This is a genomic window from Tritonibacter multivorans (assembly GCF_001458415.1).
GTDB lineage: Bacteria > Pseudomonadota > Alphaproteobacteria > Rhodobacterales > Rhodobacteraceae > Epibacterium > Epibacterium multivorans.
The window spans coordinates 27001-52216 of sequence record NZ_CYSD01000017.1 but is presented as its reverse complement, the minus strand read 5'-3'; the positions used below and the strand labels follow the sequence as shown (position 1 = coordinate 52216).

Annotated in this window: 17 protein-coding genes and 1 riboswitch; of the genes, 8 read left to right on the top strand and 9 right to left on the bottom strand. The window is 57.2% G+C overall.

The window, feature by feature from the left end; all coding sequences use genetic code 11:
- Positions 1 to 2980 (top strand): hypothetical protein (locus TRM7557_RS19990; RefSeq protein WP_207382627.1); only part of this gene is annotated, 2980 nt, incomplete at its 5' end.
- 33 nt (positions 2981 to 3013) lie between these two features.
- Here TRM7557_RS19990 and fdhD read toward each other — a convergent pair.
- From fdhD to TRM7557_RS05985, 6 genes are all read right to left on the bottom strand, one after another.
- Positions 3014 to 3844 (bottom strand): formate dehydrogenase accessory sulfurtransferase FdhD, encoded by an 831-nt coding sequence (gene fdhD / locus TRM7557_RS06010; RefSeq protein ID WP_082626525.1) that lies wholly within the window; start codon positions 3842 to 3844, stop codon positions 3014 to 3016.
- A gap of 8 nt (positions 3845 to 3852) precedes the next feature.
- Positions 3853 to 4167, bottom strand: a complete 315-nt coding sequence (locus tag TRM7557_RS06005) for a hypothetical protein (protein WP_058289314.1) — start codon at positions 4165 to 4167, stop codon at positions 3853 to 3855.
- On the bottom strand, positions 4164 to 6473 hold the full coding sequence (locus tag TRM7557_RS06000; protein ID WP_058289313.1) for an FdhF/YdeP family oxidoreductase: 2310 nt from the start codon (positions 6471 to 6473) through the stop codon (positions 4164 to 4166). Before TRM7557_RS06000 ends, TRM7557_RS06005 begins: the two co-directional genes overlap by 4 nt.
- A gap of 484 nt (positions 6474 to 6957) precedes the next feature.
- A complete protein-coding gene (locus tag TRM7557_RS05995) occupies positions 6958 to 7857 on the bottom strand; it encodes a metal ABC transporter solute-binding protein, Zn/Mn family (protein WP_058289312.1) in 900 nt (299 codons plus the stop codon).
- Positions 7854 to 8756 carry a metal ABC transporter permease gene (locus TRM7557_RS05990; protein ID WP_074942152.1) on the bottom strand — a complete coding sequence of 301 codons (903 nt, stop codon included), beginning with the start codon at positions 8754 to 8756 and terminating at the stop codon, positions 7854 to 7856. Before TRM7557_RS05990 ends, TRM7557_RS05995 begins: the two co-directional genes overlap by 4 nt.
- Positions 8749 to 9519, bottom strand: coding sequence for a metal ABC transporter ATP-binding protein (locus TRM7557_RS05985; protein ID WP_058289311.1), 771 nt, complete (start codon positions 9517 to 9519; stop codon positions 8749 to 8751). The genes TRM7557_RS05990 and TRM7557_RS05985 overlap by 8 nt, the downstream gene beginning before the upstream one ends.
- A gap of 227 nt (positions 9520 to 9746) precedes the next feature.
- Positions 9747 to 9957, bottom strand: a riboswitch (cobalamin riboswitch).
- 65 nt (positions 9958 to 10022) lie between these two features.
- Between TRM7557_RS05985 and TRM7557_RS19985 the strand changes: the two genes are divergently transcribed.
- The 3 genes from TRM7557_RS19985 (at position 10023) to TRM7557_RS05970 (ending at position 11989) form a co-directional block, all read left to right on the top strand.
- Entirely contained in the window at positions 10023 to 10346 is a 324-nt protein-coding gene (locus TRM7557_RS19985) for a hypothetical protein (protein ID WP_058289310.1), read from the top strand.
- Positions 10347 to 10416: 70 nt separating this feature from the next.
- On the top strand, positions 10417 to 11394 hold the full coding sequence (locus TRM7557_RS05975; RefSeq protein ID WP_058289320.1) for a CheB methylesterase domain-containing protein: 978 nt from the start codon (positions 10417 to 10419) through the stop codon (positions 11392 to 11394).
- Positions 11395 to 11422: 28 nt separating this feature from the next.
- On the top strand, positions 11423 to 11989 hold the full coding sequence (locus tag TRM7557_RS05970; protein ID WP_058289309.1) for a chemotaxis protein CheD: 567 nt from the start codon (positions 11423 to 11425) through the stop codon (positions 11987 to 11989).
- 534 nt (positions 11990 to 12523) lie between these two features.
- Here TRM7557_RS05970 and TRM7557_RS05965 read toward each other — a convergent pair.
- Together TRM7557_RS05965 and TRM7557_RS05960 are read right to left on the bottom strand one after the other, a co-directional pair.
- The gene (locus TRM7557_RS05965) at positions 12524 to 13657 is read right to left on the bottom strand and encodes a ParB/RepB/Spo0J family partition protein (protein ID WP_058289308.1); all 1134 of its coding nucleotides are present in this window, start codon (positions 13655 to 13657) and stop codon (positions 12524 to 12526) included.
- Entirely contained in the window at positions 13654 to 14988 is a 1335-nt protein-coding gene (locus TRM7557_RS05960; RefSeq protein ID WP_058289307.1) for an AAA family ATPase, read from the bottom strand. The genes TRM7557_RS05965 and TRM7557_RS05960 overlap by 4 nt, the downstream gene beginning before the upstream one ends.
- A 596-nt stretch (positions 14989 to 15584) precedes the next feature.
- On the opposite strand from TRM7557_RS05960, the gene TRM7557_RS05955 reads away from it, so the two are divergent.
- Both TRM7557_RS05955 and tviB read left to right on the top strand, forming a co-directional pair.
- Complete coding sequence (locus TRM7557_RS05955; protein ID WP_058289319.1) at positions 15585 to 16268, top strand: DnaA N-terminal domain-containing protein; 684 nt, start codon at positions 15585 to 15587, stop codon at positions 16266 to 16268.
- 69 nt (positions 16269 to 16337) lie between these two features.
- Entirely contained in the window at positions 16338 to 17606 is a 1269-nt protein-coding gene (tviB, locus tag TRM7557_RS05950) for a Vi polysaccharide biosynthesis UDP-N-acetylglucosamine C-6 dehydrogenase TviB (protein WP_058289306.1), read from the top strand.
- 39 nt (positions 17607 to 17645) lie between these two features.
- On the opposite strand, the gene TRM7557_RS05945 is transcribed toward tviB, so the two are convergent.
- Positions 17646 to 21647: a PEP/pyruvate-binding domain-containing protein gene (locus tag TRM7557_RS05945; protein ID WP_328586542.1), complete on the bottom strand. Its 4002-nt coding sequence runs from the start codon at positions 21645 to 21647 to the stop codon at positions 17646 to 17648.
- A gap of 375 nt (positions 21648 to 22022) precedes the next feature.
- Between TRM7557_RS05945 and TRM7557_RS05940 the strand changes: the two genes are divergently transcribed.
- Entirely contained in the window at positions 22023 to 22811 is a 789-nt protein-coding gene (locus TRM7557_RS05940; protein ID WP_328586541.1) for a PhnD/SsuA/transferrin family substrate-binding protein, read from the top strand.
- 104 nt (positions 22812 to 22915) lie between these two features.
- Positions 22916 to 25186, top strand: coding sequence for a response regulator (locus TRM7557_RS05935; RefSeq protein ID WP_235811414.1), 2271 nt, complete (start codon positions 22916 to 22918; stop codon positions 25184 to 25186).
- The last annotated feature ends 30 nt before the right edge of the window (positions 25187 to 25216 follow it).

Here is a 25216-nt window from a genome sequence, read left to right as displayed (position 1 = left end):
CCCCCCCCCTCCCCCCCCCTCAACCCTGCCCACCGCCACAACCGACATCACCCTCACCTTCTCCGATGACACCGCCTTGGATGTCAGCTCCATCGACATCGGCGACATCACCGTCACCGGCCCCGGCGGCGCGGTGCTGACCGTCGCCAGCGCCACGGTGGATGTGGGAGCTGATGGCTCGCCACGCGCCGTGACCTATACGGTGAACGCCCCGGGCGGCACCTGGGATGGCGCGGATGATGGCACCTATTCCGTGGCGCTGGCCGCAGATGAGGTGCTCGACACCAGCGGCAATGCCGCCCCCGAGGACGCCGCGCTTGCCAGCTTTGAAGCTGACCTGCCCGTTCCGCCGCCGCCACCATTTCGGGTTGAAGCGGAAGCGATGACCATCGTTGCCGGCTTTGTCATCCGCGACAACAATAGTGCCTCTGCTGGGCAATACCTTCAGGCTGGAGGAAGCGAGGCACAACGCGCCTCATACCTGTTCGCCGATCAGAGCGGTTCGTATGACATCACCATCGGTCACTTCGACGAAAACGACGGCCAGTCCACGATGAGCCTTTTGGTCAATGGCTCGCTCGCCGGAACGTTCATCTGGGATCAGGATGCCGGGGATGCGGTGGCCAATGGAACGGCTTTTGCCACTTACACCATCTCGGGCGTGCCACTGGCGGCCGGAGATCTGGTTGAACTGGTTGGCACCAAAGACGGTGGTGAGCCTCTGCGCACCGATTATCTGGATTTTGCCTTTGTGAGTGCAGGCGGTATCGACACCTTGCTGCCTATTGTCAGCGCCGCCAGCGCGCCAGACATCGCATTGGTGGACCTCGGCAATACCTCCACTGCGGTCACGGTCACCTTCTCGGACAATGCCGCCATTGATGTGACCAGCATTGATATCACCGACCTTACCGTCACTGGCCCCGGCGGACCGCTGACCGTCAGCGCGGTTTCCGTTGACACAAACACAGATGGCAGCCCGCGCACCGCCACCTATACGGTCGATGCGCCCGGCGGCACCTGGGACGAACCAGATGCCGGAGCCTATACTGTCGCGCTCGCCGCTGATGCGGTTTTGGACACAAACGGCAATGCAGTTGTCGCCGATCCCGCGCTGGCCGCATTTACCGCTGACTTCAGCGAACCCACGGACACCATTGCACCGCAGGTGGATTCGGTTGTAGCTCCGGATCTGGGTGCTGCGGAAGATGGCGACCCGACAACACAGATCACAATCACCTACTCAGATGATGTGGCCCTGGATGTTGAAACAATCGACTTCAATGACATTGTCGTCACAGGCCCCGGCGGCCCGCTGGTTCTGAGTGGTATATCAGTCGACACCAATACTGACGGCAGCCCGCGCAGCGCGACCTATACGCTGAACGCACCCGGCGGCAGTTGGGATTCGGCAGACAACGGCACCTATACGGTTGAACTGGTTGCAGGGAAGGTCAAGGATACCAGCGGCAATTCGGTGCCGGGGAATACAACACTCGCCACTTTTGAAGCGAACCTTCCCGATGACGGGCAGCCGCCCTCCACCAGCACCGGCCATTATCTGGGGCAAAGCTCTGGGTCGAGTTTCCGCTATAAAATCCAGATCGAAGATCTGGGGGGCCAAGGGGTTGCCGCAATCCGCAGTGGTGCAAACGATGCCTTTGTCTACGTCGAAAGTGGCGACTGGAATGATAACAATACCAACGAACAGGGCGATGGCTATTTCGTCTTCACCAATGATGATCCAGAGGCCACGGCTGATGTGCGCGACTTTGGTCTGACCAGCAACACTGACATAGTCAACAATCCCACCGCGCGAAATGGTGACAATCAGCTGACCTACCGGATCTTTGTGCCCGAAGATCAGGTAGGTGAGGCGTTCAACTGGCGTTTCCGTGTGACACGCGACGAGCTGCTGTTTGAGGGGCCTGAGGGCATTCGAAATGACCAACAAAACGACCTGCGTTTCAACGTTGTTTCTGTTGCGGATCCAACAATCACGCTGGGTGATTTGCGTCCGAACGGCGCGGGCGAAGACGGGGATTTTACCAATGGCTTTGCGCGGTTGGTCAACGCCAATCAATCCGGCAGTTTCGGCAACAATATGAGTGGCATTGCAGAAACAAACACGGACGAGCAGATCATCTTTTCTGAATCCGGCTTTTACGACGTGATTGTCGCTGGACGCAGTGTGGGTTTGCATATCGACTATTTCGAAATCTACCGCGATGGCAGCAATCCGGGCGGCGGCTCAAGCAATTCGGTGTTTGTGTCAGATGCGCCCACCTCCCCGACCCTTGCCAATGAAATCCGGGATGCTTGGATTGAACAGGGGGATTCCTATGATGTCGCCGATAATTTTGGCGATGTGGATGGCGACACCCTAACCTTTACCGCGGATGCACTGCCGACAGGGGTGAGCTTTAACAATGGTGAGTTTGATGTTTCAAATAGCGCACCTTTGGTCAGCGATTTTGAAATCACCGTCACCGCAACCGATGATGACATGAACACGGCCACAGACATGTTCCTGTTCAATGTCACGGGCCCCAATGATGATCCGCCAGAGCTGTTCCGCGTCCAGGCGGAATCGCTCACTTTGGTGACCGCAGATCTGGCAGTGGAGGCCAACTCGCTGGCTTCAGGCGGTCAGATTGTGCGCGCAACATCCGATGCCACGCAGGTCGCGACCTATGATTTCAACGAAATCGATGGGATCTACGAGTTCCATTTCGGGGTCTTCGATGAAAATGATGGCCAATCCGAGTTCGAGGTATTGGTCAACGGCGTCAGCGCGGGCTCGCTCATTCTGGACGCCGATGCGGGCGGCAGCGGGGCGTCGTCGGACAGCTTCCGTGTGGGCTCTGTCGACAACATCGCATTGGCAATGGGCGACACCGTTACCTTTGAAATCACCCGAGACGGCGGTGAACCGGCACGTTTTGACTACTTCGAGGTCGATTTCGACGGCTTCTTATAAGTCCGGACGGTAAACGCAACTGTGCAGCCGCCCTTAGGCGAAACGCTCCGGGCGGCTGTAAATCTCGAACCCGTCACCTTTCGCAAAGGCCGCAACTGCCAAACCTGCCTCTTCAGCAAGACGCACGCCATGCGCCGTCGGCGCGGAGGCCGAGATCAGAACCGGGCACCCAGTCAGCGCGGTCTTCTGCACCAGATCAACGGAAATGCGCGATGTCATGACAATGGCACCCGTCGCAGGATCCATCCCCTGACGGCGCATAGCACCGATGAGTTTATCAAGCGCATTGTGGCGGCCGACGTCTTCACGGGCCAGAACAAGGCCTGTACCCGGCAAAAAGAAACCAGCGGCGTGCAGAGCGCGGCAACGATCGTGCAACGGCTGAGACGCGCGCAATCCACGGGCCGCGTCATTCACATCGTTTGCAGACAGGGTCAGATCATTGGACGGCAATGCCGGGATTTTGCGCAAGGCCTGCGACAGGCTGTCGATGCCGCAAAGGCCGCAGCCAATCGGCCCCGCCAAAGCGCGGCGACGATCGGCCAATTGGGTTGCGCGATCTTCTGGCAACCAAAAGCGCGCTTCTATGCCATTTTCATGCGCCACCTGCTCGTAATCCTCGAGCTCATCCAAGGACTGCACCACACCTTCGCTGAACGCGAACCCTGTGGCAAAATCTTGAATGTCGTCAGGTGTCGCCATCATCACCGCAAGGCTCGACCCATTGAACACCATCGCAACAGGAACTTCTTCGGCCAGCTCGCGCAAAGGCCCCTGCCCTTTCAGGCGTGGGTCGCGGCCTGCGATCACCTTGCGCGGGACAATCTGCGACGGCGTGTGGCCGGGTTTGCCTTGAGGTCGCATTGCCGCAGTCATCCGGTCACACAGGCCGACACGCGTGACCTCCCCAGATCAGACAGTCTGAAGAACAGTCTCTGACTACGGTCTTGGCGGTCATCAATTTCAATGAGACCTAGATCTTCCGCCAAGGTCACACATTCGCGCAGGACCAATGCATGGGCGATTTCAAGCTTCCGCGCAAAACTGCGGCTGTCATGGGCCAGATCCAAAGCGGCCGCAGCCATGATCCCCGCGCCCAGAAAGGACGGGGGTTCCGGCGTGCGATCCACAAGATCAGAGGCCAGGCTCAGAAGCCGGTCCTCTTGGTTTTGCGCGGCGAGGCTCATACTGCGTCCCGCAGGCGGAAGGTGACTTTCACCGACTTGGACGCCGGCGTGAAGCTTTTCTCGCCGAACTGCTGGTGCGGCACCAGAATGTTGAGTTCGGGATAATAGCCAGCCACACAGCCACGTGGAATGTCATAGGGCACCAGGCGGAAATCTTCGGCCACACGGTCGGTGCCGTCATCATGGCAGCCCCGCACATCCACACGCGCGCCCGCTTCGGCGCCAATCTGTTTCATGTCCTCGGGGTGCATGAACACGACCTGACGTTCGCCATAAACCCCGCGATAGCGGTCATCCATGCCATAGACGGTGGTGTTGTACTGATCGTGGCTGCGGAAGGTCTGCATCACGAACACGGGTTCTGCGCCGGCCTCGACCTGTTGTGCCTGCTGCCATTCGGTCAGTTCAGGCAGGTCCGAGGTGGTGAAGTTCGCGCGCTGTGTCGGCGTGTTCCATTCCCGGCAGGCGGCAGAATTGCGCAGGTGGAACCCACGGGGTTTGCGCACCTGCTCATTGAAGTTGCCGAAGGCCGGCAGAACCCGCGCGATCATGTCACGGATCTTGTCGTTGTCGTCAGACAGCTCGTCCCAGTTCACCACAGTGCTGCCAACGGTTGCTTTGGCGATGCCCGCAACAATCTGCACTTCGCTGCGCAGCTCTTTGGAGGCCGGAAGGTTGATACCGCCAGAGCCGTGCACCATGGACATGGAGTCCTCAACGGTCACGATCTGACGTTCACCTTTGGAGTTCCGGTCGATTTCGGTCCGACCCAAGCAGGGCAGAATGTAGGAATGCTTGCCCGGCAGCAGGTGGCCGTGGTTGAGCTTGGTTGCGACATTGACCGTCAGGTCCAGATTGCCAAGCGCTTGGGCAATCAGCGGGCTGTCAGGCGTTGCGCGGGCAAAGTTGCCGCCAAGGCCGATAAACGCACGTGCCTCACCGCTCAACATAGCGCCAATCGCGTGCAGAACATTGTGACCCGGCGTGCGCGGCATGGGCACGCCCAGTTCTTTCTCCATCGCGTCGATCAGAGGCTTCGGCGCTTTCTCGTTGATGCCAACGGTACGATCGCCCTGCACGTTAGAGTGACCGCGCACAGGGCATAGGCCCGCGCCCGGGCGGCCAATGTTACCGCGCAGGAACATGAAGCTCGCGATTTCACGGATGGTATGGACGGAGTGCCGGTGCTGCGTCACGCCCATCGCCCAGGTGGTAATCACGCTGTCCGATGCCAGATAGATCTCGGCGGCTTCTTCGATTTCAGCTTGGGACAGACCAGACTGTTCTTCGATCTGCGCCCAAGAGGTCGCGTTCACAAGATCGCGGTAGGTTTCAAAGCCATGGCAGTGTTCCGCCAAGAAGTCGTGATCCAGAACCGCCGGCTTGCCGGCCGCTTGCGCCGCGTCTTCGGCTGCAAAGACAACCTTGGCCATGCCGCGGAAGATCGCCATGTCACCACCCAGACGCGGACGATAGTAGTCGGTCGATGTCTTCTCGGAGCCACCGCGCATCATTTCCATCTTGTTTTGTGGGTCCGAGAAACGGTGCAGGCCTTTTTCCTTCAGCGTGTTCAAAACCACAACGCGGGCGCCGCGCTCGGTGGCTTTGCGCAGGTCGGCGAGCATGCGCGGGTGGTTGGTGCCGGGATTTTGCCCAACAACAAAAATCGCATCCGCTTTCTCGAAATCCTCGAGCTGAACTGTGCCTTTGCCGATGCCGATGGATTCGGTCAGCGCAACGCCGCTGGCCTCGTGGCACATGTTGGAACAGTCTGGGAAGTTGTTGGTGCCATAGAGGCGCACAAAAGTCTGGTACAGAAACGCCGCCTCGTTGGACGCACGGCCAGAGGTATAGAACTCTGCCCGGTTCGGATCATCCAGCGCGTTCAGCTGCGCCGCGATGCCTGTGAAGGCGTCGTCCCAGCTGACCGGGACATAGTGGTCGGTTTCCGCGTCATAGCGCATCGGATGGGTCAGACGACCTTCGTGTTCCAGATCGTAGTCAGACCAGGTGCGCAGCTCGCTCACCGTGTGTTTGGCAAAGAAGTCATTGGTCACGCGCGATTTGGTCGCTTCCCAGGCAACGGCCTTCACGCCGTTTTCGCAGAACTCAAACGAAGAGCCATGCTCCGGGTCGCCCCAGGCGCAACCGGGGCAGTCAAAACCGTCGGGCTGGTTGGCCTTCAGCATGGTCCGCGCGCCCGTTACGGGGGCGCCGCTGCCCATCAGCTGGCGGCCAACGCTTTTCAATGCGCCCCAGCCACCGGCTGCAGCAGAGGATTTACCAATGAAATTGTCTTTCGTCACGGTCGGGCACCATTTTCAAAGCGCACAGATCCCAGCACCAGACACGGCAAAGCGGTCCGGACCAGAGGCCACGCAGGAGGGAGTTCATATTTTCTTCAAGAAGCAATTCTTATGACGCAAAAGACTCACGTGCGACAGAACGGCCATTCAGCGCCTGATTGCGGCGATTTTAGCAGGGTGTCAACGCATCGAAGTGGCGAATTGTCACATTTCAGATCGCCATTCCTGAACCCGCGATCAGACAAACTTATCACACAGGCCGTTTGGGCTCGGATCCGCCACCTAGCAGACCAGAACCGACAGAATTCAGCCTCTGGGCGGCATCCAGTGCTACATATTTCAACGCAGGAAACCTGCACAAATTTCAGTCATTTTCAGGGGAGTAGGCTCTCTTCATCCGCTAAACGAATGGCGCTGCGCAATCGGGGTGTTGTCCCGGCAAAAGAAAAGGCGGGACAAAACCCGCCTTTCCTAAGGTCAGCGATTAGCTGTCGGCTTTTGCGCCAAGTGCCGACAGCAACGAACCAAGGTTGTGCTTGAACATTGCGAGGTAGCTGGTCGCCGGACCGCCCCGTTCGGACAGCGCATCCGAGAACAGACGCCCACCGATTTTAATACCGGTCTCGTCCGAGATCTGCTGAACCAGCGCCGGGCTGGTGATGTTTTCAACAAACAGCGCGCCCGCGCCCTGCGCTTTCAGCTGGTCGATCAGGGTTGCCATGTCCTTGGCAGAGGGTTCTGCCTCAGTGTCGATCCCGATCGGCGCAAGGAAGGTCATGTTGTAAGAATCCGCCAGGTAGCCAAAGGCATCATGGGCGGTAACAACAGTGCGTTTGTCGGCAGGAAGACCGGCCAGCTTGGTCCGGGTTTCAGCGTCCAGCGCTTTCAGCTCTGCAATATAGGCATCCGCGTTGGCCGTAATCTCATCTGCGTGATCCGGCATGGCTTCGGACAGAACAACCGCGATGTTCTGAACGTAAGTGACACCGTTCAAAAGCGAGTTCCAAGCGTGCGGATCCACTTCGCCTTCGACTTCAACCGGGGTGATGCCTTCGGTCGCAATATGGACCGGAGCTTTGGTGCCGGATTCTGCAATCAGCGTGTCCGACCAGGTTTCAAAGCCAAGCCCGTTGACAAAGATAATGTCAGCCTCAGCCACCGCGCGCGCGTCTGCGACAGACGGCTGGTAGACATGCGCATCTGCATCCGGGCCCACGATCGTGGTCACTTCGGCCATATCGCCGACCACTTCTTCGACCATATCGCCAAGGATCGAGAAGCTGGCCACGATCTTCAAATCATGGGCAAAGGCCGCGCCCGGAAGGGCCGCCACAGCAAAGGACGCCGAGGCCAGCCCGGTAAAAACAGGTTTCAAAAAGGTCATTGGTAACTTTCTTCTATAGGAGTTTGCGCAGTTTTTTTCTGTTCGGGCTTGGGCGATTTGCGCAGTCGCCCCCCGAAACCAAGCGGCCCGATCAAGGCCGACACCACGAAAAACCCACCCGCAACCAGCACAATCGCAGGCCCGGAGGGCGTTTCGGGAAAGACATAGGACAGGGTCAGGCCAATCCAGCAGCTCAGCAGGGCAAAAGCAAACGTCAGCGCCAGCTGCATTGTGATTGTATTGGCCCAATACCGCGCTGCAGTTGCCGGCAGGATCATCAAGCCAACAGCCATAAGCGTGCCCAAAGTTTTGAACGCCGCCAGCAGGTTCAACACCAGCAAGAGCATAAACCCCTGCTCGACCAGCCAAGGCCGTCGCACCTGCGACTCAAAAAACACTGGGTCACAAGTACTGACGATCAACGGGCGCAGTAAAAATGCAAAGGCCACAAGGGTCACAGATGCAACGCCCCCAACAAGCAGGAGAGAGGCATCATCAATGCCGAGGATCGATCCAAAGAGGAAACTCTTGAGCGGCACCGCTGACCCCGCCGCTGACAGGATGAAAATACCGGCCGCCAGCGCGATCAGATACAGGGACGCAAGGCTTGCATCACTTCTTAGGATAGTGCGCCGGGCCAGAAGGGCAGTAATGGCCGCCACCCCGACCCCGGCGATCAGGCCGCCGATCAGCAGGGACATCACCGACAATCCAGCGGTGACAAAGCCGATCACGATGCCCGGTGTAATGGCATGCGCCATGGCTTCACCGGCCAGCGACAGGCGGCGCAGCACCAAAAAAGCACCAACCGGTGCAACTGAGGCCGAAAGCACCGACGTCACCACAAACGCACGCCGCATGAAGGCAAACCCCCACATGTCTGACAACAGCTCAAACATCGCCCATCTCCAGTGCCTGTGTCGGGGCGGTCTCTGGCCGCCGGAACATCCAGGCCGCCTGACTTTGGGACATATAAGATTGTGCCACCAACCGTTCGGGTGTCAGCACCTCGTCAACCGCTCCATGTGCAGCGACCCCATTGCCCAACAGCAGCGCATGGCTGCAGTGATCCAGAACTGAAGAAAGATCATGGATCACCAGCACCACAGACCGCCCTTCAGAGCGCCACCGCGCGATAATCCCAAGCAGATGCGCTTCCGTGGTTTGATCCACCGCCGCAAAAGGTTCATCCAAGAGGATCAGAGGGGCGTCTTGCAGGATGACCCGTGCAAATAGCGTGCGTTGCAATTGTCCGCCGGACAGCGTGTGCAAGGGCCTGTCTGCAATATCGAGAACGCCGGCTTCCTCCAGGGCAGCGTCCACACGCAACCGCCCTGCCCTATCGAGCCCCCGCAACAGGCCCAAACCGCGCCACGCCCCCATTGCCGCCAGATCGCGCACACGAATGGGAAACCGCCGGTCAAACTCGGTCATCTGCGCCAAATAGCCAATTTCGCGCGGGCGCCCCTTGGGCCAGGTCATACGTCCCGCCAAAAGTGGCTGCAACCCGAGCATCATTTTGACAAAAGTGCTTTTGCCCGACCCATTCGCGCCAAGAACCGCAAGCGTTGTGCCTGCGTCAATATCCAAGGACAACTGTCGGAACAGCGAAAGCCCGGAGAACCCCAAGGCCACATTGCGAAGTTGCAGAACGGTCCCCACTACAGCACCGCATAAATGGCGAACCAAACCATGCCGCAGACGGCTGCGACGCTTGCGAGCACGGCAGCAGTGCTCAGTTCTGTAATGCAGCGGACGGATGGGTCCTGTTGTGTTTCGCTCTGGCGCATCGCCACCTCCCTTTTAGGCAGCGATGTCAGCAGAAAAGACATCCCTGGCGACAGTCACGTCAGCCCGGGTTATCCATCTGCCCAGACACCCCGCCCGAGTCAGTTCGTATAGCGATGGCAGGTCTCCTGACTTGCGGGTCACAGCCCTCCCCGTCCTTCCCAGGCACAGCCCAGTGGATCTTTCGGGGGCGCTCTCCGCTCACAGTTGCGGGGGCAGTCACGGGGTTGGCGCCTTTTGGCTACACCGCACCGTGTTCCCTATTTCTCCCAGCGGCCTTAGGCGTTTGGGACCATCTGTATCGAATGAACATATTTCATCCACCATTGGCAAGATTAGAATTGCCCGGGGAACGCTCGTCGTCAGCACTGAAAAACATGCATCCCAAGATCATATTAGGATTTGGTTCAGACGCCGGTTTTATTCAATTCAGGATGGAGGAGAATCAGATCATCGCGAGACCTGCTTACCCAAGCAGCGATTCGCTTATTCCGCCGCTGGTGCAGCTTGGGCAAAATCCACTGAAACGCCCAATCTACAGCCGCGTTTCGCATCGCCCCAAATGGCGCCCGCGAAGCCAGATGGATCGGAATTCCAACGCGGCCCGGCAAGGTTTTTTAAAGAACCTGCAGCTACAAATGTACCAACAGCTTTCCGCGGCTGTCCACACGTCCCGATTTGCGGGCAGAACAAGCGAGTAGAACTTTGTCCAACTTGAGCCTTTTGATCATCACGACGGACCGGAATTTTGCGCGGTCTTTGCAATCCCAGATGCAGTCATCCTACCCTGGCATGCAGGTGCTTTTGGCGAACAACTTGATGATGGCCTACAATCAGGCCGAGGCGGCTCAACCGACATTTGCCTTCGTCGAAGATGGCTTTACCAAACTGCCTGAATTCGAGATGATGCTGGCCCTCTTTACGGCTTTGGATGTGCGGTGGGTCTCGGTGATGGACGATATGGCTTCGACGCCGGGTCGCCGCTCGAATCCACTGCTGAACGTGGGCGCAGGCATCTTCGAACTCACCAAATCTGACAGCCCGCGCCAGTTCGTTCAGTATTTTGACATGATGGTCAACGCGCCCCGGCGCGATGCGGCCCGTGCGGCCCCCCGTGCAACGGCCAAGACCGCCGCGCCGCAGCCGGCAGCGGGACGCCCTGCCCCCGTGTCCCGCTCCAGCTTCAAAAAGATGATTCTCATTGGCTCCTCCACAGGCGGCGTCGAAGCGCTTCGCACGCTGCTTTCATCCTTCCCGGCTGACTGTCCGCCGACCTTGATTGTCCAGCACACCGGCAAGAATTTCGGCACCGGGCTGGTTTCTCTGCTGGACCGGATCTGCGCTGCTAAAGTCCTGCCTGCCAATGAAAATCAGACACTGGAAACAGGCCATGTCTATGTTGCGGCGGGCCAAACCCGCCATCTGGCCTTGAATGGGCGCAAGCCCTATCGCACCCGCATGCAAGAAGGCGGGCCAATCTCGGGTCACCAACCTTCGGTTGACGCTCTTTTCTCCTCGGCCGCAGGCGCAGCACCTGATGTTGTTGCCGCAATTTTAACCGGCATGGGGCAAGATGGCGCAAAGGGTATGCTGGAGCTGCGCAAAGGCGGCGCCACCACGTTTGCCCAGGATCAGCAAAGCTCCGTTGTATACGGCATGCCCAGGGTTGCCTGGGAAATCGGAGCTGCTCAAAAACAAGTGCCTCTGGCCCGCATGGCCAGCACACTCCTTCAGGCCGCTAAAGCCTGAACACCACTCGGTCTGGAAGGATTAGGAATTGTCTGTCTTCGCTAACTCAAAAACAGTCACCGTTCTGCAAGGTGACTACAAGGTGACCACCGATCCTCAGGTGATGTTCTCCACCGTTCTTGGGTCGTGTATTGCGGCTTGCATTTACGATGCGGAAAACGGCGTCGGGGGAATGAACCACTTTCTTCTGGCGTCTTCTAACGGCCAGGGCGGCGCAAACGCGCGCTACGGCATTCATGCCATGGAACTTCTCATCAACGGCATTATGAAACAGGGTGCGCGACGCGCAAACCTTAAGGCCAAGGTTTTTGGTGGCGCTAAAATGTCCGCGAACCTGTCCGACATTGGCGCCAATAATGCCACCTTTGTGCAGAAGTTCCTCCAGGACGAAGGCATCCCTGTGATTTCATCCTCGGTCGGTGGGACCTCGGCACGTCGTGTACGGTTCCACGCAACAACCGGAGCGGCCCAGCAAACCCATGTCGCAGATGATCGCAAGCTTGGCCAAGAGGAACAGGCCGCAGCTGCTCGTGCCGTTTCGGCAGCGCCGCCCAAGCCAAAAGCAGCCGCGCCGGACAACTTCACCTTGTTCTAAACAACTGGGTTCCAATCATTTTCGAAGGCCTTCTTGGACGATATCCAAGAGGGCCTTTTTATTTGAAAGACACCCAGATTTGCTTTTGACCTTGGGACGTGTGCCTTGTCGACCAGCGATGCAGTCCGCGCGAGCAGAGCCAAGCGCTTTTGATTTCGGGCCGCTCAAGCGTGACGTCCCGCCTCCGCTCTTGGCTTTGGCACCCTTTGGTTCATGGTCATTCAAAGTAGATTTGGCCACCGGGCATCAATAGACGGATGACGGCTTTCCGTGAGGCATTCGCCACCTTGAAAGGCAACACCAAGCCGTGAGGTCAGCTCCGTCCGTCCGAATACTCTGGCAGAATCAATGCCCAGAAACGGCCTCTCCCGAACGCGCGCCGAGGTTTCATAATACCCCAGTCACGGTGCTTGACTCCCGTCACTACTGACCAGTCCGTCATTGATTCGGATTGCTGACTTTTAGAATTCCAGAGAAATAGAAAACCCGCACTCTTTCGAATGCGGGTTTTGGCAGGTTTTTGGTGACCTGTGCTTAGTCATCCAGAGCAGCGAAAAAGGCCTGAATGGCTGTCTCCAGCCTGTGTTTCTCCACCGCAGAGAAATCCTGTTCAATCATCATTTCAATCTTCCCGTCACGGGCCAGACACCGCACTGTCCCCGCGGGGACGGCACACCGCAAAGAGGTCTTTGCGCCGGCGATGACGGAAGAAGGATTGGCTTCACTCCGAGCGCCCTGCTCCTGATCCGATTTCTGCTCCAGTGTTTTTCGCGCGCGATATTGCTGGATGAAATCACGAAGCGCTTTCAGTTCCGCGTCGCTCGTCCCCGCGGGGACAGTGGACAACCGCTGCAAAAGTTCTTCCTGAGCCGCCTCGTCCTCCAATAGGATCTTACGGAGGTCCAAGCCCAAAGCTCTGGGAAGGGCCTCAGGAAACTTCAACTGGCCAGAGGTCAGGCTCAACAGCTCTGCAAAATTACGGATATAGACCCTCTTCTGGCGCCCAGCAGACGCAAAGAGGGTCGCGACGGCTTCGTCAAGCCCCTCACACTCTGTCTGGGGATCTTCTGTAAAAGACATCGCAAGCTGCGCCATCTCGGCAAAGGAGATGTCGCGACGAACCAGGTTTTCATCAACCATACGCCGGTAGAGGCCAGACAGGGTCTCTCCTTTGGCCAGCAACCCCGCGGGGATCCGTGCAAAGGCCTCATCGCCGGTTTCTTCGAACAATTCTTTGTAGGCAGACCAGCGACGGAAGCCCTGAACCAGTTCATAGCCTCCATCAACCTCTTCCACCCGGATAGGGTTTGATAGGCCGATCGTCTGGATAGAGGTTTTCAGCTCTTGAAGGTCCGGATCCGAATTGCCCGAACGATCGCGGGTGAGCTTAGTCATCTGGATCGCATCAAGCGGGATGTGATCCACAACCAAACCCAGCTTTTTCAGCCGCACGAACTCGTGGGCCAGACGATCATTTTCAGCACGGATATGCTGTTCGGCCTCTGCTCTTATACGCAAGGCCTCGGCGTTTTCGGTGATTGCCGTTGCCATGGGACCGCGCCGCTGATCCTTTTTCGTACCAGTTGGCGTGTCACTTTCTGTTTCTGTCCCTGCGGGGACGGTCACCTCGCTTGGGAACTCGATGTCAAACATACGACGTTTGCTCATGCTTCAAGCTCCTCTTTGCTCTTGACCTCGGGCTCCTCGTCCAATGTTCGCCACGCCTCAAGGACGTTGTCTCTGAATTCGCCATAAGCCTTATCAAAGGAGTCACGTGCCCGACGCCATGTCTCTCGTGTCATGTCCCGGTAGTCGATCTCATAGATCGAAGACAGAAAACGCCCAGATTGCTCCACCGCGCGGGTCATCTCGATTGGGTTTTCGGTCATGCGCTCACCGAAAACTTTCATGAAGGCATCCCGCATTGCGCGGTGCAGGTCGTTGCCGGCCTCGTACCGCGTGAGCAGGAAGCGAACGTCCTGAAACGCTTTTGGCAGGGCAAATGTCCCCGCGGGGACAACACCATTGAAAGCCGACAGATCTTCCAGCGCTTCGGACAACTGACCGATAAAAGAGGTGGTGGAGTCGTATTCCCAATAGCCCGGACCTGACGGGATATACAGCATGTCTGCCGCAAAGACCGCATTCATCGACTGATAACCAATCGCCGGGGGACAGTCGAAAATCATAATGTCATAGTCTTCGTCCGGGATCTGATCCAGATACCGCGACACCGCCGCAAAGAAGCTCCATTCCGGATTCAGATGGCGGTACTGCGCAGAAGCGAATTCAACAAAGGCCGCATTGGCACAGGACGGGATCAAGTCTATTGTCGGCCAGCTGGTTGGCTTTACAAAGTCCGTCACCCGCAGATCCTGAAGCCCCATTCCGACGATGCTTTCCGGAAGACGGCGTTGGGGCAGGGCGGTCCCACTTTCCGCGCCCTGGAAGGACGCATTCATCCGCTCTGTCTCGCGAACCAAGTCACGCGCCATAATGCCCCAGACGGTGTAGTCCTCGGCAATATCCGCAAGCCCCATGGAATGAGACAACGTTGCCTGCGGGTCAAAATCCACACACAGCACGCGGTAACCATCCAAGGCCGCCGCATGTGCGAAATGCAAGGCGGTCGTTGACTTGCCTGCGCCCCCCTTGAAGTTGGAGATCGCAACGCGGATTGCACGCTTGCCCGCCGGACGTTCCGGCATCAGTGACTTGCGGTTCACTTTGATGCGGCGACGCAGCTCATTGATCTCTTCCAGCGAATACCAACGCTGGCGGCCTTCCTCTTCCACGTGACCCTGAGGCAACGCGGGATCAGCTGCGAGCCGCCCCCGCAAGGTGGATTGATTGACCTTAAAGATCAGCTCGGCGACCTCCCAGCTTGAAAAGCGGCGCAGGGTTTTTTCCATCTCGGGAGAGAAGGTCTGCTGTCGGATCCAGCTCTGCATCTTCAATGACTGCGTCTGCAGGCGGGCTAGGTCTTCATGTGTATACATTGACTGCTCCTATTATATATGTGCGTCCCCGAGGGGATTGGGACGCTTATTCTTCCTAAAACCTCATTTACGCGCTTTTCCAAAAAAACGCAAAAGGTATTCCTCCGGGAAAGAGCGTCCTGTCCCCACGGGGACACCGTTGCAGCCGAGGTCTGTTTTTAAGGCCGAAGGTGAGTCGTGCCAAACAACCTTTCCCGCGCGAAATCAGAGGCTTCGAGCGAAAAAGGACCGGTTTTTCAGTTTTCAACTGCCTCACTGCTTCGGCGTGATGAAGACCAGTCGAACACTTAGAGGGACAGTTGCGTTGTCTTTCCACTCTATTAGGGGACAAAAAACAGCTAATAGGGGTCACACTGGATGTCCCCCTATACCAATAAATACCTATTTTTCTTTCGAAAAAGGTATGGGTAAAAGACCGCAATCAAACACGGGGTTGACAGAATCGGGTCTCTGGACGCAAATCTAGACACGAAAACAAATAGCGCTGAGTTCTTGAGGCTGAGACGCTATAACAAATGGGACGCTAAACGTTCCTTGCATGAGGCATAGCGCTGAAAGCGCAGCGGGGCACAAAGCCCCAGACGATGAGGGCAGAAATGCTAGCACGCAAACCAACAGGGCGTGGTGCGTCCGCTATTAAGTACGACCTGCTTACCGCAATGGGGTCGTTTGCTCTTTCGCAACGAAGGGGATCTCAGCTGTTGGTGTTCCGACTGCTGACCCTGGTTACGGCACGATACAATTGGCAACGTGACCATCTGGCGGTTGGGCAACGGGAAATCGCCAGGCTCTGGGATGTTGATGAACGCACTGTCAAACGCGAGATGGCAAAGCTTCGGGGCATGGGCTGGTTGACTCTGAAACGCCAAGGCGCTCGAGGACGGGTCAGCGAATACGGTTTGAGCATTGAGCGCATCCTTGAAGATACAGAACCCAGCTGGGAGGCCGTCGGCCCGGATTTTGTCTACCGTCTGAGCCAAGAGGACGAACCGACATCCAATGTGGTTCCTCTGCGCGCGGGAGAGGCCGCTCCGAAACCCGATACTTCGGATGGGTTGGAGTGGAGCCTGGCCAAAGCGTTGCTGCACGAAGAAGACGCCGCGACGTACAGTTCGTGGATCGCAGCGCTTCAACGCGAGGACAGGGTCGGAGAGCACCTGACCCTCATTGCGCCAAGCCGGTTCCATGCGACTTACGTTGTGACCCATCTCAAGGCGCGGATCCTTTCAGCCTGCCGGGATGTCGACGACACAATCACAAATGTGATGATCACTGCGTAGAAACCCCTTGTCCCCACGGGGACAGAAATCGCAAAACCGGAAAAACGAACACGCGAAGGGCGCTTCACAATGAACCAAGAGAAAATTGCCGTCATTGGGTTGGGCTATGTTGGTCTTCCGCTCGCTGTGGAATTCGGGAAGGTCCGACCTGTAATCGGCTTTGACATCAATGAGGGCCGCATCGGCGAACTCAAGGATGGCATTGATCGAACCCTCGAGGTCGATCAAAAAGAGCTCTCTGAGGCGACACAGCTGACGTTTGCGTCCGAGGTGTCAGACCTGACGTCCGCGCAGATTTTCATTGTGACGGTTCCCACGCCGATTGATGCCAGCAGGCGGCCGGATCTCCGGCCCTTGATTGCGGCCAGCAAAACGGTGGGACAGGTGCTGAAACCCGGCGACATCGTCATCTATGAAAGCACGGTCTATCCTGGAGCCACTGAAGAAGACTGTGTGCCGGTTTTGGAAGCCACCAGCGGATTGACCTTTAATGAAGACTTCTTCGTTGGCTACAGCCCGGAAAGGATCAACCCCGGCGACAAGACGCGCCGTCTTCCAAATATTGTGAAGGTCACCTCAGGGTCGACACCAGAGGTCGCGGCAAAGGTCGATGCGCTTTACGCTGAGATCGTGACCGCTGGCACTTATCAGGCCGAAAGCATTCGCGTGGCTGAAGCCGCCAAAGTGATTGAGAACAGCCAGCGCGACATCAATATTGCGTTGATCAATGAATTGGCGAAGATCTTCAATCATCTCGGTATTGATACCGAAGCGGTGCTGAAAGCGGCTGGGACCAAATGGAATTTTCTGCCGTTTCGCCCCGGTCTGGTCGGAGGGCACTGCATCGGTGTGGATCCCTATTACCTCACGCATAAGGCGCAAGAGGCCGGCTATCATCCTGAAATACTGCTTGCCGGGCGTCGCCTGAATGACGGAATGGGCGCTTACGTGGCCAGCGAACTGGTCAAAGCAATGCTCAAGTCGGGCATGGATGTTGCGGGGGGCAGGGTGCTTTTGCTTGGCCTGACCTTCAAAGAGAACTGCCCGGATCTGCGTAACACGCGAGTCATTGATGTGGTGGAAAACCTTGCCGACTATGGCTTGACCGTGGATGTGCACGATCCGCATGCCGACCCTTTGGAGGCGCAAACCGAATACGGCCTTAGCCTTGTGTCAGCGCCCGACAAAGGCGTTTACGACGCGATTGTACTGGCTGTGGCCCACAATGAATTTCGGTCCTTGGGCGGTTCTGAGATCCGTTCCTACGGACGAGAAGGGGCGCTGATCTACGACCTGAAATATGTACTGGACGCCGAAGACGCAGATCTGCGTCTGTAAAAAAGGCGGCCCTGCACTGGGCCGCCTTGCTTTCTTGTCTTAGGCACTGAGTGCTGTTTCTGGTGCGTCTCTGTGCGAGGCTTCGATCGCGCCGTCATCGCGGACCTCGATCAGGTCACCGGTTTGCAAGGCATCAAGCCCGCTGCAACCTACAAGCATCATGATCTGCTTTTCGCGCGCAACAATGGCCATGTGTGACAACCAACCGCCGACCTCAGACAGAACCGCGCCTGACATTTGCAGCTGTGGCAGCCATGCGGGGTTTACCATCTGGCAGACAATGATATCGCCCGGCTCGAAACCTTCGAACGCCTGATCCCCCGTTGTGGTGTCATCTTCGACACGGAAAACCCGTCCCGATCGCGTGCCAGAGCCGGACACACATTGCCCACCCAGCGCGCCGTCCGCGCGGTCGGATTTCGCGCCCATAGAAAGCAATTCGCAATCGCGCAATGTCAGCTGCGTGCCCTTTGGCGACAGGTCACGGCACATACGATCCGATTGGAACCGGTCTTCTGCAATGCGGCGCAATTTTTCAAAAGAAGTGCTGTCCGCTTCTAAAACCTCATCCAACGTCAGTGAGAAAACCAAATCACCAAGTCCAGAGATTTCGCCCCAAGCACGCAGCGCGCGACGCAGTTCAGAAACAAGGCGCAGGCTTTCGTGTTTCGCTTGTTCCTTCAAGTCTTGGAACGCCACAGCCATGGATATGCAGTCTTCCAGGTGATCAGGAAGATCAGCGGGTGCGGCACTGGGTTCCAGGATCGGCGCCTCGGGTTCCAACATGGAAAACAGCAGGTCTGGGGCCTCACTGTAACGCGGTGTCGAAAGCTCGTAATCAAAGATGGCGCGATGCCCCATCAAGGCCAGTGCTTTCGCTTCGGCTTCATCAGCCGTTCCACGACAAGACGCGATCAATGTTGAAGGCGCATTTGGCAGCTCTGCCTGCATCAAATAGCTGCGCAACGCGGGGTCGCCTGCGGCCTCTTTGGTGGCTTCACCATTCGAGAACGCTGCCAACAAATTGATCTTTTCCGCCTCAACGTAAACGTTGTGAACAAACTCCTGCTGAAGCGTTTTGATCGTTTCAACCAATGTGTCCAAGGGCAGTGCGCTGTAGTTCAAGGCCTGCCACGTGGCCACTTTCCGGCGCAGTTCGACCATGGTTTCGGTTTGGAACCTATGCTTCGTTGGCCGCAGTGCGTTGCGAAGGCGGCGGGATTTCGCACCGGTCAGGTTGAGCGCAAGTTTGGCCTTAAGTGTCCTGTCCACATAGGTTTTCCCGAACAAGCGCACAAGATGCGCGTCTGGACCTTCCGGCAGCTGATACGGCAGACCCAGTTCACGACAGGCCTGATCCAGAGACCCGCCAGGTGCCCAGAGTTGGGTCATCAACGAAAACGACATAGGGGTCGGGCGGGGCAGAACCTCGCTCATTTCGTCTTGCTCAAGGATGACTTCATCCGCCTCAGCCTCTTTGAAACGCTCCAACACGCGGCCCCATTCGGCTGTCCGCACTTGTTCCGCCGGGCTGCCGATCTGAAGGGTGGTAATATCCCGCGATTGGAGGATCTGGAACTGGCCGTTTGCATAGGCCCATTCGATATCCTGCGGTGTGCCAAACAGCGCTTCGATCCGCTGACCAAGTGCAAGAAGTTCATCCAAAACCATGGGGGTAGCAACGTCTTCGGCAGGTCGGCCGGTGAACCGACCAAAGCGGATCGACGAAGGAGTCACGCGGCCGGAAACCAGAGTTTCGCCATTGCCTGCGACCCATTCGATCAGGCTCATGCCCGGTGCCATGGGATCTTGCGTGAACAGAACGCCCGCATATTCGGCGTCGACCATCTGCTGAACCAAGACGTTGCCGTGACCTTCGGTTTCGCTTTGATACGCTGCGGCACGATCAGAATGGAAAGAGGCGATAACCTCGTCCAGCGCGGAACGCATGGTGTCCGCCGTTACATCCAGCACGGAATCAAACACGCCAGCGAAGCTTTGTTCCGCGCCATCTTCATGGCTGGCAGACGACCGCACCGCGACTGGTTTAGAACCTGATTTTTCCCAGACTTTGACAGCCGTTGCCGTTTTTTGGGCATCAGACAGTTTCGCGTATTCGGCAATAAAGTCGTCGCGCAGAACCACCCCCATGGGAACCGGCAGTCCCGCTTCTTTGAGCTGGCTCAGGCGCAGGGCCTTGTTGCCGGCCTGTGGCAGTTCATCGCTTTGGCCCAGAGGAACAAGGCCTTTGGGACCGCGTGCAAAACGGGGACGTTTGATGCGGGCAAAGACGCCGGTGACATAGGCACGCTGTACCAGCAGAAGGCTCAGGCTGACACAGAGGTAGAGGTTGGCAGCCAGGGACAATGGCAGCACCATATAGAACAGGACAGGCAGGCCCAAGACTGTCCACAGAACCGCTTGGCGTCGGGTCTTTGCCACCGCCCACAGCAGGTAAACCGCTGCCAGCAGCGTAAACGCAACCGGAGCAACAAAGAACGGGTCAGTTGCGCCCAGATCTTTGCTCCAGAGGAAGGGTTCAACAATGGATCCTGCGGCTTGGTTCACCGAAGACACGCCCAGCATCATCACAGGCAGAAACGCCAGCGCCAGCATATTGCGCATCGGCGTCAGACCGTGGTCGCGATAAAAGGCCTGAACTGCGCGGGCCTTGCGGGCTGGGTCGTTGGACAGTTTCTTTTTGAGTGCATCCAGATCCGCTTGCGCTGCGCGCATTGTCAGCTGGTCGCGTTCCGACTTCAGCGCAATCGGCAGCACCAGCAGGCGCGAAATCAAAGCCAAAGCAAGGACGCCCACAAGAAAATGGCTGCGGTTATGGACCCAGATCAAGGCGTCGCCAAGACCGTCGATGGCGTCTTGCCAAAGCGTGCGTTCCTGATCGGCCAGCCATTCGGATACATGTGGTTTGGGGGCAGGGGGCTCGAAAAACTCCCAGGGCAGTGTGTAGCGACCGGCAAAGGGAATGCCTGCTTGGGTCAATTCCAGACCCAGAACCTGCCCCATAAAGCAGCTGCGGCGGTCATAACAGGCGGCAACCGTCGGCTTTTTGGCAAGGGTTTTGATTTGGTCCTGCAGGGCCTGTGTTGTCATGGCCCGGATCGGGATATTGACCGCTCCGGGAAGATGGCCAGAGGCAAAGTCGCCGGGATAGCGAGTGTCGACAATTTGCATGTCACCTGCGTTGATCATCGCGCGGAAGGCGTTGGTGTCCAGAAGCGTGTTCTTTCCGGCATATTCCGGAATGGCCCGTAGATCAGAGAGCGTCTTGACCGTCGTGTCCGAAAAATCGCGACCTTCTACGATCCATTTTTCGATGCCGCCGGCGATAAAGCTGCAATCAATGCCCATTTTGGCAAGCTCTGCGCAGGTTTCCGAGGATCTGTTGCCATTATGGCAAAATAGAACGACTTTTTCTCCCGGCGCGACGGGCACGGATTGGCGGAAGTCCGGAAAGCGGATGTGCACCGCGCCGGGCAGGGTGCCCATGGCATTTTCGGCGCTTTCACGAATGTCATAGAACTGGGCCGTGCCCTCTGCCAGCAATGTTGCCGCGTCTGTGGTGGTGATGGCCTGGGGATGGGACGTTTGCGATTGGAAGGCGGTTTCGACCAAAGTCGCGTCTTTGATGGCCTGCGCCGGGCGAAGCAGGGTCGCTTGCAATCTAGCCTGTTGTTCTGATTTGTAATTTGTCCATTGCCAGTGATTTGCAAAAGCCAAAGCAACCGCTATCAAGATCAATCCCGCGATCAATTTGGTGGGATACCGTGTTCCCGCCTTACCGGGTTTGAATCCCAGCCGGGTTGCCAACATCGCGCCAAGCCCTGAGACCGAAGCAAAGACAACGGCCAGAATTTGCCCCAAGGAAGAGACGGACCCGATGACGAGTTCAGGCGATGGGATCGCATAGACCGTGGTGGGAAGAAGCAGAAACACCACCGCAGCCGCCCAGGCGGTATTTGAATAGAAATTTATGCGTTGGCTAGGAATGTCGCGGGACTTCTGGAAATGATACTTGGCCACTATTCGTCCTTTAGGATTGAGTTGATGCTTGGAACGGAAGGTTAATGTTTGTAAATAATTTGCTTATACTTACCGAACGGTTAATTTGTGTGAGTTGAGCAAGTAAAGTGCTGATGTACAGAAAGATTTGGCACTGTAGCTGTTATCTGGGTTGGAAGAACAGGCTTCGGGTTGGCACAAAGGTGTCTTTTGCTCGCAACATTAATGGAGAGGTTAAGAATCATGCACATCCCCCGCAGCGAAGTGAGCCTGATGGGCGTTGTCGTGAGTTCGTCTTTTCTAATTTGGCAGCGTTTTGCGGGTATTAGGACAGCTGTGCAGCACTGCGTTTGTAGTATGGCCTTGCTGTGTGCCGCTTTTTGGGGGGGGCATGCAATGCCAGCCTCCGCGCAGGTAGAGCTGACCTTTGGGGCCTATGCGGATGACAAGCCCTCTGAAACCGTGCGGCAGTACCTGCCTTTTCTGGGGTTTTTGGAAAGCCGACTGGAACAGGAAATCAACCAACCTGTGAGCATTCGACTGGATATCGCCAAAGGCTATGATGAAAGCATTCGCGATCTGGCCGAAGGGCGCGTCGATTTCGCGCGTTTTGGGCCTGCGTCATATGTTCACGCTATGGATCAAAATCCGGGCATTGGCATCATCGCGATGGAATCCAAAAAGGGCAAAAAACGTTTTAAAGGTGTAATTGCGGTTCACAAAGACAGCGACATCACGCAAGTCGAGGAGCTCGCCGGGCGCACGTTTGCTTTCGGTGATGAGCTTTCGACCATTGGGCGCTACCTGTCGCAAAGCTATCTCTTGGACCATGGTATCAGCAGTCAAAACCTGCGGGGGTTTTCCTATCTCGGGCGTCATGACCTTGTGGGCGAGTCGGTTGGCAGCGGGCGCTTTGATGCCGGGGCGCTGAAGGAAAGCACGTTCAAATCTCTTATTTCCAAAGGGGTGCCGCTTCGCGTGCTCGCGTCTTTTGACAATGTGACCAAACCCTGGCTGGCGGCCTCTGACATGGATCCGCAGATCATGGAAGCGATGCGCCGGATTATGCTGGCGTCTGAAAACGAAGAGATCGTGAAACGGGTGTCTAAAAATGGTTTCCTTCTTGGAAGCGATAGCGATTATGACATTATTCGTAGAGCCATGCAGCGGAGTAAGGCATTTTGAAGCTCCCGAAATTTGGGTTCCTGAGACGAACGATGAGAGTGCCGCAGTTAACTGCCGGGAAGATTCCCAGGCGCACCGGCATCCTATTCCAGATCGTGTTTTCAATGTCGCTGGCCGCGTTGTTGGTGGTGCTGGCGGTCGGCGGGGTTGCGCGACGCTATGAGGTGCAGCGTGTCAGCGAACAGCTGAGCGAGCAGGCGTCGCTTACGGTGTCTCTGCTCAGTGGTCTGCTGCTCGAAGCGATTATTGTCGAAGATGTTCCCGTCCTTGAAACGGGATTGGTCGAAGCCATCACGCGCTATCCTAAAATCCTGTCGATCCATATTGAAAACGGCGAAGGGGTCATCATCGCCGAGGCCGCAAACCCGTTGTCCACGCAGTCAGACGAATATGTCATGTACCGGCGCCCGGTGGAGTTTGAAGGGTTTGTGTTTGGTACGATGGTTGTTCAATGGTCGACCCAAGAGGGGCACGCTGTTGTTCAGGACAAGGTCCGGCAGACAATCACCTGGACCGTTCTGGCCGTGATCGCGATGGGGCTTTTGATGCTCTATCTGGTGTATCGCCTCGCTCTGTCACCGCTGCAACAGGTGCACCGGCGAATGTCAAATGCGATTGCCGGAGTGTCGAGCGCCCAAGCGCCACTGCCTTGGTATGCCAGCCGCGAATATCGGGCCTTGGATTTTTCGGTGGGTGTTCTCGAAGAAACCTTTTTTGAACGCGACGAGCGTGAATTTGCGCTAGAACGCGCGCGCGAAGAAGCCGAGATCGCAAACCGCGCGAAATCAGAGTTTCTGGCCAATATGTCCCATGAAATCCGAACCCCGATGAACGGGGTTATTGGCATGGCTGAGGTGCTGAAAGAAACACAGCTCACGCCCGATCAGGAGCTTTCGGTCGACACCATTGTGAAATCGGGTAATGCGCTGCTGACGATCATCAATGACATTCTGAACTTCTCCAAGATCGAGGCCGGTAAGCTCGAGCTCACGCGCGCAACCTTCGACCTGCGCGCGCTGATGGAAGATGTGGTGGCGCTGCTGGTGCCCAAGGCGCGCGACAAGGATGTCGTTGTGACCCTGCGCTATGACCCCTGCCTGCCGGTGAGTTTCGAGGGCGATTCCGGTCGGATCCGTCAGATCGTTACCAATATTGTCGGCAATGCGGTCAAGTTCACCAGTCGTGGGTCGGTGCATATTGATGTCACCGGCAAAAAACAGGGGGAGGACTGGGCGCTGCACATTGCGGTTGCGGACACCGGCATTGGGATACCCTCTGAGAAGCTCGACAAGATCTTCAACGCGTTTGAACAAGTCGACGGAGCTGCCACACGCACTTATGAAGGCACGGGTCTTGGGCTCGCCATTTCAACACGGCTGCTGCATCTGATGCGGGGCAGCATTCATGTGACCTCGCAAGAGGGTCACGGATCGGTCTTTATTGTCGACTTGCTGCTTTCCGAGAGCGAGGACGCCCCGGTGCATTTTGTCGAACAGCAACCGGTGGGCGGCCTGAACGTGCTCTTGGCGGCACCCGAAGGAAAAAACCGCGGTATCCTTGCAGAGCTTATGGCCAGCTGGGGCATGCGGGTGCGTGAATTTGGCGCGGGCTCGGGTATTATTGCCGCCTTGGACGAGGCGCGTGATGTCGGCGAAGCTGTGGATCTTGTGATCCTGGACTGCGACTTGCCCGATGCGCCGGGCGATGTGGTTGCTGCCAAAATCCGGGCCTTGCCAGATCGGGCGAAACTGCCATTTATCCTTCTGGCGCTGAAAGATCCCAAACTGGATCGGCAGAAGGTGGAAGATTTGGGCAATTGCCACTTTGGCCTGCTGCCAATCCGGGCGGAGCAGCTGTTGCGTTTGGTCGGTCAAGCGTTGGAAGCAACGCACCCAAGCGCAAAAAAGCCGCCGTTGGCGCAGATCCCTCCGGTGCCGTCTCACGACCAGAAACTGCGCGTGTTGATGGCCGAAGACAACCGCACCAATCAGTTGGTGGTGTCGCGTATGCTCGCTACCGAAGCGGTGGATATTACAGTTGTGGTCAATGGCGAAGAAGCCGTTCAAACCGTCAAAGACACAGCGCCTGACGTGATCCTGATGGACATGATGATGCCGGTGATGGACGGGTTGGACGCCACGCGCGAGATCCGGAAATTCGAATTGGATCAGGGCCGACGTCGGGTTCCGATTGTGGCTTTGACCGCAAATGCGATGCCCAGCCACGAAGATGCCTGCCGGTCTGCGGGCATGGACGACTTCCTCAGCAAACCGATCCGCAAAGCTGAATTGCTTAAGGCGCTGAAGCGGTGGTCGCCGGATGCGTCTGAGGCTCCGGCACGGTCTCCGCAGAAAGAGACGACCGAAACGGCTTAAAACCGAAGCCGCGCGATCGCGTCAATGACG

Excerpts from the sequence above, each read along its gene's own strand:
- TRM7557_RS05935 (WP_235811414.1), top strand. The coding sequence starts at position 22,916 with ATGTCGCTGGCCGCGTTGTTGGTGGTGCTGGCGGTCGGCGGGGTTGCG.
- fdhD (WP_082626525.1), bottom strand. The coding sequence starts at position 3,844 with ATGCGACCTCAAGGCAAACCCGGCCACACGCCGTCGCAGATTGTCCCG.
- TRM7557_RS05940 (WP_328586541.1), top strand. The coding sequence starts at position 22,023 with ATGCCAGCCTCCGCGCAGGTAGAGCTGACCTTTGGGGCCTATGCGGAT.
- TRM7557_RS06005 (WP_058289314.1), bottom strand. The coding sequence starts at position 4,167 with ATGAGCCTCGCCGCGCAAAACCAAGAGGACCGGCTTCTGAGCCTGGCC.
- TRM7557_RS05960 (WP_058289307.1), bottom strand. The coding sequence starts at position 14,988 with ATGTATACACATGAAGACCTAGCCCGCCTGCAGACGCAGTCATTGAAG.
- TRM7557_RS05955 (WP_058289319.1), top strand. The coding sequence starts at position 15,585 with ATGCTAGCACGCAAACCAACAGGGCGTGGTGCGTCCGCTATTAAGTAC.
- TRM7557_RS05965 (WP_058289308.1), bottom strand. The coding sequence starts at position 13,657 with ATGAGCAAACGTCGTATGTTTGACATCGAGTTCCCAAGCGAGGTGACC.
- TRM7557_RS19985 (WP_058289310.1), top strand. The coding sequence starts at position 10,023 with ATGCATCCCAAGATCATATTAGGATTTGGTTCAGACGCCGGTTTTATT.
- TRM7557_RS05990 (WP_074942152.1), bottom strand. The coding sequence starts at position 8,756 with ATGTTTGAGCTGTTGTCAGACATGTGGGGGTTTGCCTTCATGCGGCGT.
- TRM7557_RS05975 (WP_058289320.1), top strand. The coding sequence starts at position 10,417 with ATGCAGTCATCCTACCCTGGCATGCAGGTGCTTTTGGCGAACAACTTG.
- tviB (WP_058289306.1), top strand. The coding sequence starts at position 16,338 with ATGAACCAAGAGAAAATTGCCGTCATTGGGTTGGGCTATGTTGGTCTT.
- TRM7557_RS05995 (WP_058289312.1), bottom strand. The coding sequence starts at position 7,857 with ATGACCTTTTTGAAACCTGTTTTTACCGGGCTGGCCTCGGCGTCCTTT.